The 12452-nt window shown below is 61.3% G+C and carries 8 protein-coding genes; 2 read left to right on the top strand and 6 right to left on the bottom strand.

Annotation, left to right across the window (positions count from 1 at the left end; all coding sequences use genetic code 11):
- Nucleotides 1-38: 38 nt before the first annotated feature.
- Genes MMB17_RS21065 through MMB17_RS21055 form a run of 3 tightly spaced genes read right to left on the bottom strand, consistent with a single transcriptional unit; the run spans nucleotide 39 to nucleotide 3410 of the window.
- The gene (locus MMB17_RS21065) at nucleotides 39-1994 is read right to left on the bottom strand and encodes a KAP family NTPase (protein ID WP_241100167.1); all 1956 of its coding nucleotides are present in this window, start codon (nucleotides 1992-1994) and stop codon (nucleotides 39-41) included.
- Between the two features lie 7 nt (nucleotides 1995-2001).
- Nucleotides 2002-2862, bottom strand: coding sequence for a metallophosphoesterase (locus tag MMB17_RS21060; protein WP_241100166.1), 861 nt, complete (start codon nucleotides 2860-2862; stop codon nucleotides 2002-2004).
- Nucleotides 2859-3410 carry a metallophosphoesterase family protein gene (locus MMB17_RS21055; protein ID WP_241100165.1) on the bottom strand — a complete coding sequence of 184 codons (552 nt, stop codon included), beginning with the start codon at nucleotides 3408-3410 and terminating at the stop codon, nucleotides 2859-2861. The genes MMB17_RS21060 and MMB17_RS21055 overlap by 4 nt, the downstream gene beginning before the upstream one ends.
- 539 nt (nucleotides 3411-3949) lie before the next feature.
- Here MMB17_RS21055 and MMB17_RS21050 point away from each other — a divergent pair.
- Both MMB17_RS21050 and MMB17_RS21045 read left to right on the top strand, forming a co-directional pair.
- The gene (locus MMB17_RS21050) at nucleotides 3950-5659 is read left to right on the top strand and encodes an AAA family ATPase (protein WP_241100164.1); all 1710 of its coding nucleotides are present in this window, start codon (nucleotides 3950-3952) and stop codon (nucleotides 5657-5659) included.
- A complete protein-coding gene (locus tag MMB17_RS21045; protein WP_241100163.1) occupies nucleotides 5659-6492 on the top strand; it encodes a hypothetical protein in 834 nt (277 codons plus the stop codon). Before MMB17_RS21050 ends, MMB17_RS21045 begins: the two co-directional genes overlap by 1 nt.
- A 113-nt stretch (nucleotides 6493-6605) precedes the next feature.
- On the opposite strand, the gene MMB17_RS21040 is transcribed toward MMB17_RS21045, so the two are convergent.
- The 3 genes from MMB17_RS21040 to MMB17_RS21030 all read right to left on the bottom strand — a co-directional run bounded on the left by MMB17_RS21040 (nucleotide 6606) and on the right by MMB17_RS21030 (nucleotide 12151).
- On the bottom strand, nucleotides 6606-7664 hold the full coding sequence (locus MMB17_RS21040; RefSeq protein ID WP_241100162.1) for a serine/threonine-protein kinase: 1059 nt from the start codon (nucleotides 7662-7664) through the stop codon (nucleotides 6606-6608).
- A 31-nt stretch (nucleotides 7665-7695) separates the two neighbouring features.
- Nucleotides 7696-8148, bottom strand: coding sequence for a hypothetical protein (locus MMB17_RS21035; RefSeq protein ID WP_241100161.1), 453 nt, complete (start codon nucleotides 8146-8148; stop codon nucleotides 7696-7698).
- Between the two features lie 271 nt (nucleotides 8149-8419).
- Nucleotides 8420-12151, bottom strand: a complete 3732-nt coding sequence (locus MMB17_RS21030) for a vitamin B12-dependent ribonucleotide reductase (RefSeq protein ID WP_241100160.1) — start codon at nucleotides 12149-12151, stop codon at nucleotides 8420-8422.
- Nucleotides 12152-12452 lie beyond the last annotated feature (301 nt).

The raw sequence follows: 12452 nt of genomic DNA, 5'->3' as shown, positions 1-12452 counted from the left end.
GTTCTTGCTCGGGCCCGGACTCGATCTTGAGGTGCCCATCAGCGCCCGGCCTTCGCCTTCCGAGTCATCACCTTCGCCATGGGCTCCGCAAGATCATCGCGAGTTCGCCACTCGGCGAGGACTTCCTCGCCCCATGCCGTATCCCGGATGCGGATGACGACTGGCGGCCGGAGCGCCGTGCTCGCGATGTTCGACAGGAATACGACGAGGCGCTTCGCTTGGTCGGGGTCGACGTCCGCCGCGAGGGCCAGCCCCCAGAGGATGTCGGGGGCGCCCCACTCGTTCTCGGACGCGGCCCGCTCAAGCAGCTTGTCCATGACGAACGTGCGCTCATCCGGGACGAGGCGCCCATAGCGTTCCTTGAGGTCGGCGGACGGCTTGAGCCTGAGCGAGATCATCTCGTCGAGCGCGGCTTGCGCCTCCTTCGAGACGCGGTCGTCGGCCGACACCAGGGGCAGGCTCTCCCGACCGACATGGAGCGCGCCGCGGAGGTCGACGTCGGCAAGGGGCGGTTCGAGCTTGAGCCACTCCGCCACAAACGCCTTGTCCGCGGCCCAGGCGTCCATGCCTTCGCCCGGGAGCTCCGCCCCATCCCGTACGTTCCGCTCCGCGAGCCGAAGGTTCTCGGGTTTGCCGTTGACCGTGTGGTTGACCGACTGGACCAGGAGATCGAAGGAGGCCGGCGCCGCGCACCGCTCGAACAAGAGGACCTTGGCCAGGACGGCGTCGTCGACAGGGATCTTCTGGATGGCGGCGAGCTTGCGCCTGATTGAGAGGGTGTTCAGGAAGCGCTTGATCAAGCGCGGGTTGCCGGCAATCCGGCGCGACGTGGCCATCTGCTTGGCGAGGCGGTCGGCGAGGGCGAACTCCGCCTTGAGTGCGACCGGGCAGTCCTTGATCAGTGGGGTCACGAACTCCGCGTTGACCGACTCTCCCTTCCAGCTCTCGGCGAGCCGTGCGTTGACGGCGCTACGGACCGAAGCCTTGACCTCGGCGTCAAGGTCCGAGTTCTCGACGAATAGCAATATGAGGTAGCCGCGGACCTCGTTCACTCCCAGCGGCGGCACGCGCAGCGGGACCTGAATCAGCTTGTCGAAATAGCTGACGACCAGATCGTCATCGAGCCGCGCCTCCTTGAAGTGGATGCGGACCGCTTCCTTGATCATCTTGTCGTCCGCGGCGATGACGAAGGCGGTGCGCTCCATGAACAGGAACAAGCGCATCGCCTCCAGCGTGCCGATCACGGTCGGGGGCAGGCACCGGTCGAGGTCATCAACGAACACGACCAGCGTAACGTCGAGGTCGCAAAGAAGCTTCTGGAAGTGCTGCCGCAGGCCGTGGATCATCTCCGGCGGTGTCTCGGGCTTCTTCTTGGGCTTGATCAGGCCGGCGGCTTCGTCCTTGTGCTCCTTGGCGAAGTCCTTCACCTCCTTGATGTCATCCGACGAGATGTCGCCATCGGTCATGTGACGGTAGATGGCCTCAGCCCCCTTAATGAGCGGGGTGACAGGAACACCGGTGAAAAAGCTCGCGGCTGCCTCCGCGCCATACCTCGCGAGGCGAAAACCGTTGACGCGGGAGACCAGCTCCTTGCCTTGCGCCCAGAGGCCGGCATCATCCTTCGCACGCTCCATAAGCGCCCGACCGATCTCCTCCATCAACGCTGCCTTGGCATCGTCATGGCCCTGATAGAGCCAGGCGTTGAATGTCAGGAAGACTAGCTTGTCGGGATTGTTCTCCTGCAGATCAGTCCCGATGAGTTTGACCATCGATGATTTGCCGACGCCCCACCCGCCGGACACGCCGATGCTGAGAGGCTTACCGTTGGCATCGCGGATCATCTGACCTGCCAAGCCAGCCATGATCCGGAAATTCAGGAAATCCTGGTCGGTCTCGACGTCAGCCCACATTTCCCCGCTGCCAAGCTTATTGTTTGGTGCCCAGATGGGATTCCTGTCCCCCTTCGGCAAGTCGCGGCAGGGCTTGCCCGCCAACAAAGTCTCAGTTCGTGCCTGCGGCGTTTCGCAAAGGCCGGGCAACCTCAGGCCATTGCACCTCTAGGACACAGTTGGGGTCGAACCCCGACCGCTCGTCCATGTGTCCTCTGGCATTGCAGAACACACGCGTACGCCCGACCCGATAGTCGGCGGCTCGGTGCACGTGCCCGTGGACCCATAAGTCAGGACCTTGGGCCAGGATCAGGTCCGAGAGGTCAGAGGCGTAGCACCACGCGAGGTCAGCATGCGGGTTCGGTAGGCTGTCCGGGTGTGGGGCGTGATGCGTGACGACCACCGTCGGGCCATCATAGTGCAGGGCGAGCCCCATCTCGATGAAGGCGCGCGTCGCCCGGTGCGCCTGGAGCACCTCGCCCGGCTCAATCCGATCCCGGGACCTGGGGCCGGTTCTGATACGGCGGTAGTCCACCATGCCAAAGCGCCCCTGGGCGGACCGGAAGGCGTGCGTGAGGCCGAGGCTCCCGAGGCGGAAGTCCGTCCAGAGCGTCCCGCCGAGGAACCGCGTGCCGCCGATCACTACGGCGTCGTCGAGCAGCAGGTGGATGCCGAGCGCGGCGGCACGCTCCCTCCCTCGTTCGAGCTGGTCGTGGATCGTGTAGCGCTCCTCGCCGCGGTCCCACCAGAGGTCATGGTTGCCCGGGACGTAGACGACCGGCACACCCGGCAGGCGCTCGGCCAGCCAGTCCAGTGATCGCGTCAGGGGCATGTGGACGTCGCCAGCGACCACGGCCACGTCGAACCCGCTCGTCGGAGCGTGCGCGGCAGGGTCCCAGACGTTCTCGGACCATTCCTGGTGTAGGTCGCTGAACAACCACAGCCGCCGGCCGCCAGAAGTGAGCGCGGTCATGGCTCGCCACCCGCCGCGACGACTTCGAGCCGGGCCAGGATCTCCTCCAGGGTCACCGGGCGCCAGTTCCAGCGGTCCACGCCGACGTCGGTGCTCGTGCCCTCGGGGGCGTCCGGCAGGGTCCCGTGGGAATGGCCGTAGAGATGCAGGTCACCCCGGTGCATCCGCGGCCATACACGGTGGGCAAAATGACTCAGCCATATGCCCCTGGAGGGGCCATGGGGCACGCGACCGTGGACATGCGCAACGTCGAGGATCGGGCCGCACCATGGCAGCCGCTCGGCCAGGAGGTCGTGATTGCCCCGGATCAGCCGCTTGCGGCCGTTTAGGCGGTCGAAGCATTGGTGGGCATGGTCCTGGGTGCACCGGAAGGCGAAATCGCCCAGGTGCCAGACCTCGTCGACGGGACGAACGACGGCGTTCCAGGCGGCAATCAGGGTCTCGTCGTGCTCTTCGATGGACGAGAACGGTCGGCGAGTCCGTATCCTTGATGAGAGGATCTGAGCATGGCCGAAATGATGGTCGGAGGAGAAGAAGACTTGGGGCACGAAAGCCTCACGCAGGAGCGGAGGCTCGGCCCGCGGCGCGGCACTCCGGGGTCAATCGGACTGGTGAAGGGCCACGCGTTTCATAGTGAAATAGCCTCCGAGCTAAGCGAAATGATCGCCCAAACGGATCATTAGGGCAAGAAGCGTGGCACTCTCATCCACCGCGCTCGACGAATCCCGATCCCTACCGCACATTGGCAGCCGAGTTTAGAAAAGCGATTTGCGATGTTTGGTGGACACCCTGGATGCAGACCCCGGACGTTTCCTTTAAGCCGCCGGAGTAGATGAGATGCCCGGATAATTCCTACACTCTCAACGCGGTGCATCAAGACATCGGCAGGCGGCCAAGAACAGTTCATGACATGTCAATGAGTTACAGCTATAGCGGCCCTTTCCTCCCGTAGCTGCGCCTGAAAGGCAAGGTCAATAGCTGAAAGTAGGGCAGGCTAGATATCACGCCAGCGCGATTGATTATGATATTTACGTGCTATGACCTGTCGTATCCCAATTATGCTCGTTCTAATGCGGGGAAATGAACTGTGAAAGTCATATACGCCGGCAGAGCAAGCCGCAGACGAATTCCGCCACCGGACGTCGAGGGTGATGTTATTGAGCTTTTATCGGATAATTGGGATGATTATGGTCACAAGACAACATTTTATACGACATCCCGGGCGGGTGGAGATCTTCTAAGCCTGGGTTCCATAAAAATTTTAATCGACGAAAAAACTAATACTGCATCAACTCTCGACAAATTGCTGTCCGCTGGGTGGGATGGAATTTTCCCGATCCCCAACACCAACTACATTTCAACGCCATCAGAAATTTCATTCTATGAGCAACTCGAAGGCGCACTCGGCTCGCAAGAAGCTATAAATGTAGCCATATCTTTAAAAGATGCTAGCTACTTAGTTAGGGTCAATGAAGACCAGCAAGCTTTGTTGCTAACGAACTCCCCGGGCTTCCAGAATTCTCTGCAGCGCGAGCGAGGTAGTCAGAAGGCATACCTTGATGGATGGCGAATTCTAACAAGCCAGGGAACATCGATTGCTAATTTCGAATTCAGCTTTACTGATGCCTTGAACGAAATTTCGAAAATTGAATTCAAATTCAGTCCGAGAGGGCTGCTTCCGCATGACATCAACGTACTGATTGGGCCAAATGGCTCTGGTAAGTCTCGACTGCTCCACCAAATGGTTGATGAATGGATATCTCCTTCAAAAGATAAGGATTACGGCTTCTCAAGGACGCTCAACCTAAGCCAGCTTGTAGTAATATCATATAGCCCTTTTGAAATATTTCCTGTAGACATCCAGCAAAAGGATCTTCAAGATAAAGATGCATATAAATATTTCGGTCTGCGCGGCAGGGGGTCAAAACCATCCGAGGGCAAGCCCGGTTCGATTAGACTCTCAAGAACTATACCAAAAATCAATGCGGCAAAATCCCTTGTATCATGCTTGAGTGATGATAGGCGCTACAAGTCTATTAGAGACTGGGCACAGAAAACTGCTACCATGGAGTCGGTTTTGCGTTCAGCAATCGACTTTGATTTTGCTGCAGTAGAGATCCCCGCTAATAAGAGGGCCAGCAGTTTCTACGTTGAAGGTGCCACCGTCGAACCCACGCATTTCGATATTAAAGTAGAAGACGAAAAGAGACGATTTATTCCCATATCTCCAAGTCACATTTCTGAGCTTGACGACTCGAAACTAGCAGAACATTTGATTGGCCATAGCGGCGTCACATTTTTTAATGAGGGAAGTCCCATCGAGCTCAGCTCTGGGCAAAGACTGTTTGCGTATATAGTAATCAATATCCTGGGAGCCATACGAAGAAATAGTCTAATACTTGTTGACGAGCCCGAGCTATTTCTTCACCCTACGCTGGAGATTCAGTTCGTCGACATGCTAAAGAAAATTCTCTACGCATATGATACCAAAGCTATTCTGGCTACGCACTCGGTGGTCACGGTAAGAGAGGTGCCCGCCGATTGTGTACATGTTTTTGAAAAGACTAAAGACGGTCTTGTGCTGAAAAACCCGCCATTCCAAACCTTTGGTGGGGATTTCCAGAGAATATCTTCGTATGTATTCGGAGACAAATCTGTTTCTAAGCCCTTCGAGGCGTGGCTGAAAACCAAGTTAAAGGAATATGCATCCGCAGACGAACTAATAAAGGCGTTGTCTGGAGACCTAAATGAAGAGTTGATCATGCAGATCAGGGCAATGGAGAGCGGCCAGTGGTAATGAGATTGCCCCTGCCTTCGTTTTCCAGCGCAAAGATGGTGGATGATGTAGTTGCTGAACGTCAAGGGGGCAGGAATGCCAAGTCATTCAATGCAATTGCAGTCCAATGGAAAGGCAAAGTTCAAGAATATATAAATCACGGCGGATCTCCAGAGTTCATTAAGCCATGGGACATCGCAAGCCCTGCAAAGAAAAGCTTCTTGAACCTATACAACTCTCCAGCGCAGGGCTCCGCGCAAGGGGTCATGCTTCAGGCGCTACGCAAACATAACTTGGTGCTCTGCCCCGCATGCGGCGAGGCTGGTAAGCCCAACACCTTGGACCACTATCTACCAAAAGGGACTTATCCCCATTTCTCAGTAACACCTGCCAACCTATTTCCCATGTGTGATGCATGCCAGGGAGAAAAATTGGAGAAGATTGGAGACGCCGTCAATCCGCGCTTCTTCTTGCATCCATATTTTGATGCATTCTTGGACCAGACGCTGTTTGTCCTACGGATCATTCAACCCTTCAACGCGCCAAGTTTTTCCTTTTCCGCGAATGCATCTTTAGAAGCCGCGCAACAAAATATTGTCACAGCCCATATGAGAGAGCTTGATATGGAGCGCAGATTTACTCATTTCGCCCTTACTCAACACATCAGGATGCTCCGGCTGGCATCCGGGATGAGAAAGTCAGGGCAAGACATTGCATCTCAAGTCGAGGCATTTCGTGATCTTTACGCCCATCCCACGAAAAACTCTTGGGAATACATATATTTTGACGCTGTTATTAAAGATGCAGATCTCATCGACCACCTTAGAACAGGCGTTCTTCCAAACAATATATGATGCATTTGCGCGCTTAAGCTAACTTCCGGCGCGCTTGGCCTCCTCTCGCGTAACGTGTTTGTGTCAATACCAAAAAACTTGCCCACCTAAACCAAGTGGGCAAGTTTTAGGGCTCAGCCACAGGCTGGAAGTGCATCTGAGATCTTAGCTCTGGAAGATCTCCGGGCTGCCATCCTTGTTGTCGACACTAATGTCGTGCTAGCCACCGCACGTTCTAAGGCCCGACGTGCCTCCCGCTCAGTTGGAAACGTCCTACAGAACTCGGTTCTTCGCCGACCGTTCACGACATACTCGGTGCGTGGTTGCCCACCGTCAAGATAGCGCAAGATCTCCGGTTTACCCGCATGTTCGCAGGACCACTCGTCGGGCCCTAACCGAACCCATCGCCGGGCGAAGCGAAGCCGCTCCAATGCCTGACGGAAGGCCGCCGCACGTGGGTAGCGATCTTCGTAACCGGGAGCGCAGGCGGTGTTGAGGATCTTCTTGAGGGGGGTAGGCACGTAGTCGGGAAATCCCACCAAGGCCGGAATGCTGCCGTTCGCGACCGCGTTTCGCCAGGAGCCATCATCAGTGATGATATGCCCCCAAGCGGCCATGTTGTTGATGGCTCGCATCAACGTCAGGCCGGTGGCGAAGACGTCGCTCGCGGGCGAAAAGGAGCCTCCGTTAGCTGCCTCCGGCGACGCGTGCGGCATATAAAATTCGTCGATGACGCTGATCCCGGTCGATGGGTGGGTTGCCGTCCCAAAATCGGAAAGTTTTGCGCCATTGGGTGCCAGCATGATGTTCCCGGGCTTCACGTCGCGATGGACGATGCCGCGGGCATGCGCGTGCTCCAGGGCGTAGAGGATGTGCTTTACGTAGGACACACTGTCCGCGACCGGCACGAACTCGCGCAGGAGCCTGTCCCCGAGCGAGCCGCCCTCAATGAACTCCATCTCGATGAGGACCGAGCGGTCGAAGACATCCGCCGTGCGGACCTCGACGACATGGTCGTGCCCGCAAAGGCTCTGGGCCTGCGCCTCGACCACCGCCTTGTGTCGGTCCGGCTCGGATACCAGCACGATCTTGAGGGCCGAGATGAGTCCCAAGTTCAGGTTGCGCACCTGGAACACCTGCCCATAGCGGCCAGCCCCTAGGGGCTTGAGCACCTGGTACTTGTTCAGGATCACCTGTCCGGGTTGGACCAGGAGAGGCAGGGGGCTATTCATCGAGCGACACCCATGCGCTCAGGGCGGCCAGCTTGGCGTCCTTGTCCCACTTGCCTGGGCGGCCGGAGATCAACGCGTCGCAAGCGGCGAACTTGTCGTCCTTCACGCCGAGCGCCTTGGCTGTGAAGGATTGCGTCACGTATTCGCGGATGTGCAGGCCACGCTCGTGCGCGACCAGATTGAGGATCCCGAACGGGAAGGTGAGATAGGCGACTTGGTCCGCCTTCTTCGCCTCAAGCGATAGGCGGTACGCCAACCGGCTTCCCGGCGCGCGATCGATCACCTCGGCGAAGGTCTGCTTGAAGTAATTGGCGAGCTCGGTCCGGGGCTGGGCCGCATCGAAGCGGTGTCGGTCGTGGCCGACGTACACAGGCGCACCACGTGTCCCTGCGAGGATGCAATACCAGAGCTCGCCCTTCTTAATGTTGAAACCTATGACCGACATCACCCCCTCGAACCGCGACCAGAACGAACACGGGTGAAGGCTAACCCGATTCGCTGCACTGGAGCGTCAACCATGCCGCCGATAGGCGGGCCGCCGTTAACTGGCGGCCCGACGCTTCTATGGCTTCAGGTCAGGATTGGGCGCTGAGCGACGGGACGGGACTTACCCTTGTCCAATTCGCTTGGCGGGCCGACTATGGCTCACTCTGCGGGCGAGCACTCTTTGAAAGCGGACCAACAAAGGTGCTCCCCACACACACTCAAGGGTCCCGTCACGAGCAGCCGGTGGTCGAACCGCAGGTGTCGCATTTCAGGCAGGTGCCGTTGCGGACCAGCGTGAAGTTCGCGCATTCGGGGCAGGCCTCGCCGACATAGCCCTTCATCTTCGCCTCGGCCCGGCGGTCGGCGACGCTGCGCTCCGCCTTGGCTTCCGGGGCGGCGAAGGGCAGGGCCTCGACGCTGCCGAGGCTCTGCGGCTCCGCCTTCAGGGCGGTGGCGCCGCGCAGGGCGTGCACCATGCCGCCCGCCGGGGCGCTCTGGCCGGTGGAGGCCGCGCCGATGCCGACCGTGCCGCCGGCCGGACCGCCCTGGATCAGGGTGAGCCGGTCGGCCGAGCCGCGCAGCAGGCCGCGGGAGACGATGGTCGAGGCGGCCGGAGTCGCCTTGCCGGCCTCGCGGGTGGTGTCGCCCTCGCCGCCGCCGAGCACCGTGCCGCCGATCTCGGACGGGTTGACGTGGGCGAGATCCGTGCGGCCGAGATAGGATACGGCGAGCTCGCGGAACACGTAGTCGAGCAGCGAGGTCGCGTTCTTGATCGCGTCGTTGCCCTGCACGAAGCCCGCCGGCTCGAAGCGGGTGAAGGTGAAGGCCTCGACGTATTCCTCCAGCGGCACGCCGTATTGGAGGCCGAGCGAGATCGCGATGGCGAAGTTGTTCATCAGGCTGCGGAAGGTCGCGCCTTCCTTGTGCATGTCGATGAAGATCTCGCCGAGGCGGCCGTCCTCGTACTCGCCGGTGCGCAGGTAGACCTTGTGGCCGCCCACCACCGCCTTCTGGGTGTAACCCTTGCGACGGTCGGGCATCTTCTCCCGCGAGCGGATGCGCTCGACGCGCTCGATCACCCGCTCGACGATCTTCTCCGCGGCGGCCGCCGCCTTGGCCGCGGCCGGGGCCTGGATCAGCGCCTCGACCACGTCGTCGGCCTCCTCCTCGTCATCCGCGATCAGGGCGGCGTTGAGGGGCTGCGAGAGCTTGGAGCCGTCGCGGTAGAGGGCGTTGGCCTTGAGGGCGAGGCGCCAGGACAGCAGATAGGCCGCCTTGCAATCCTCCACCGTGGCGTCGTTGGGCATGTTGATGGTCTTGGAGATCGCCCCCGAGATGAAGGGCTGCGCCGCCGCCATCATGCGGATGTGGCTCTCGACCGAGAGGTAGCGCTTGCCGAGCCGGCCGCAGGGATTGGCGCAGTCGAAGACCGGGTAATGCTCGGTCTTCAGGTGCGGCGCGCCCTCGAGCGTCATCGCCCCGCAGACATGGGTGTTGGCGGCCTCGATCTCCTTCTTCGAGAAGCCGAGGAACGGCAGCAGCTCGAAGGTCGGGTCGGCGAGTTTTTCCGCCGGGACCTTGAGGGTGTCCTTCAGGAAGTCGTCGCCGAGCGTCCAGCGGTTGAACACGAACTTGATGTCGAAGGCCGATTTCAGGCCCGCCTCCACCGCGGCGATCTTGTCGTCGGTGAAGCCCTTGGCCCGGAGCGAGCCCGGATTGACCGCCGGGGCCTGGCCCATGGAGCCGTGGCCGACCGCGTAGGCCTCGATCTCGGCGATCTCGGCCTCCCGGTAGCCGAGCGCCCGCAGGGCGTCCGGCACGGCGCGGTTGATGATCTTGAAGTAGCCGCCGCCGGCGAGCTTCTTGAACTTCACCAGGGCGAAGTCGGGCTCGATGCCGGTGGTGTCGCAATCCATCACCAGGCCGATCGTGCCGGTGGGCGCGATCACCGTGGCCTGGGCGTTGCGGTAGCCGTGCTCCTCACCGAGCGCCAGGGCCCGGTCCCAGGCCGCCTTGGCATGGGCGCCGAGATCGGCCTGCGGGATGTTGGCGTGGTCGAGGGGGACGGGGGTGACGTTGAGGAACTCGTAGCCCGCGGCCTCGCCATGGGCCGCCCGGCGATGGTTGCGGATCACCCGCAGCATCGCGTCGGCATTGTCCTCATAGGCCGCGAAGGTGCCGAGCTCGGCCGCCATCTCGGCGGAGGTGGCGTAGGCCACGCCCGTCATGATCGCGGTCAGCGCGCCGGCCAGCGCCCGGCCCTCGGCGGAGTCGTAGGGCAGGCCCATGGTCATCAGCAGGCCGCCGATATTGGCGTAGCCGAGGCCGAGGGTGCGGTACTTGTAGGACAGCTCCGCGATCTCCTTGGACGGGAACTGCGCCATCATCACCGAGATCTCGAGCACCACCGTCCATAGCCGGTTCAGGTGCTCGAAGGCCTCCACGTCGAAGCGCTTCGTCTCCCGGTCGTACATCGTCAGGAGGTTGGCCGAGGCGAGATTGCAGGCCGTGTCGTCGAGGAACATGTACTCGGAGCACGGGTTCGAGGCCCGGATCCGCCCGCCCGTCGGGCAGGTGTGCCAGTCGTTCATCGTCGTGTTGAAGTGCAGGCCCGGATCCGCCGAGGCCCAGGCCGCCTCGCCGATCTTCTCCCAGAGCTCGCGGGCCTTCACCGTCTTGGCGACCTTGCCCGAGGTGCGGGCGGTCAGGTTCCAGTCGCGGTCGGCCTCGACCGCCCGCAGGAAGTCGTCGGTGAGCGAGACGGAGTTGTTGGAGTTCTGGCCGGCGACGGTGAGATAGGCCTCCGAATCCCAGTCGGTGTCGAAGACCGGGAACTCGATCTTGGTGAAGCCCTGGCGCGCGAACTGCACGACGCGCTTGATATAGGCGTCGGGCACCATCGCCTTGCGGGCGGCCTTGATCTCGCGCTTGAGCGCCGGGTTGCGCTCCGCGTCGAAGCAGGCGTCACCCTCGGCCTCGCACTGGATGCAGGCCTTCATCACCGCGGTGAGGTGCTTCGAGACGACCTTGGAGCCGGTCACCAGGGCGGCGACCTTCTGCTCCTCCTTCACCTTCCAGTCGATGAAGGCCTCGATATCGGGGTGGTCGATGTCGACGATCACCATCTTGGCGGCGCGCCGGGTGGTGCCGCCCGACTTGATCGCGCCCGCCGCCCGGTCGCCGATCTTGAGGAAGGACATCAGGCCCGACGACTTGCCGCCGCCGCCGAGCTTCTCGTTCTCGGCCCGCAGCATCGAGAAGTTGGAGCCGGTACCGGAGCCGTACTTGAACAGGCGCGCCTCGCGCACCCAGAGGTCCATGATGCCGCCCTCGTTGACGAGGTCGTCGGCGACCGACTGGATGAAGCAGGCATGGGGCTGCGGATGCTCGTAGGCCGAGGCCGACTTGGTCAGCGCACCGGTCTTCCAGTCGCAGTAGAAATGGCCCTGGCCGGGGCCGTCGATGCCATAGGCCCAGTGCAGGCCGGTGTTGAACCATTGCGGCGAGTTCGGCGCCACCATCTGCCGGGCGAGCATGAAGCGCAGCTCGTCGAGGAAGGCGGAGGCATCCTCCTCCGAGGAGAAATAGCCACCCTTCCAGCCCCAGTAGGTCCAGCAGCCAGCGAGCCGGTCGAAGACCTGGGTGGAGGAGCTCTCCGAGACGTAGCGCTCGTCCTCGGGCAGCGCGGCCAGTGCCGTCTCGTCGGCGACGGAGCGCCACAGAAAGCTCGGAACGTCGTTCTCCTCGACCTTCCGGAGGCGCGCGGGCACGCCGGCCTTACGGAAATACTTCTGCGCCAGCACGTCGGCGGCGACCTGGCTCCAGCTCTCCGGCACGGAGATGCCGTCGAGCCGGAAGACGATCGAACCGTCCGGGTTGCGGATCTCGCTCACCGCCTCGCGGAAGGCGATCGTCGCGTAGGGCGACTGTCCAGCCGTGGTGTAGCGCCGCTCGAACCGCATGAATCCCTCTCCGTACGGGGCGGACGCCCCGGCCGCCGGCGTCCTGCGCCGGGCCTCGTGACACGTTTCGGAACTCTGCCCCGACCGACCGGCGGTCCGTACCGGACCTTCCGCGACCTTACGATTCCGCGCCAGCGGGCGGAGCCGAGGCCCCGCTTGCGGCCGTCCGAAGCAGTGAGGGAAGACTACTGCCCACCCCGTTCATGCGTCAATAACTAGTGCCGAGGGGGCGTGTTCCCGACTAGATGTGGTAGGAGTGGCGCGTTTCCTGTGGATATCCTCAACGATCCGCTAACCCCTC

Origin of the sequence: Methylobacterium organophilum (genome assembly GCF_022533465.1) — a bacterium.
Taxonomy (GTDB): Bacteria; Pseudomonadota; Alphaproteobacteria; order Rhizobiales; family Beijerinckiaceae; genus Methylobacterium; species Methylobacterium organophilum.
This window is presented reverse-complemented; position numbering and strand designations above follow the sequence as displayed.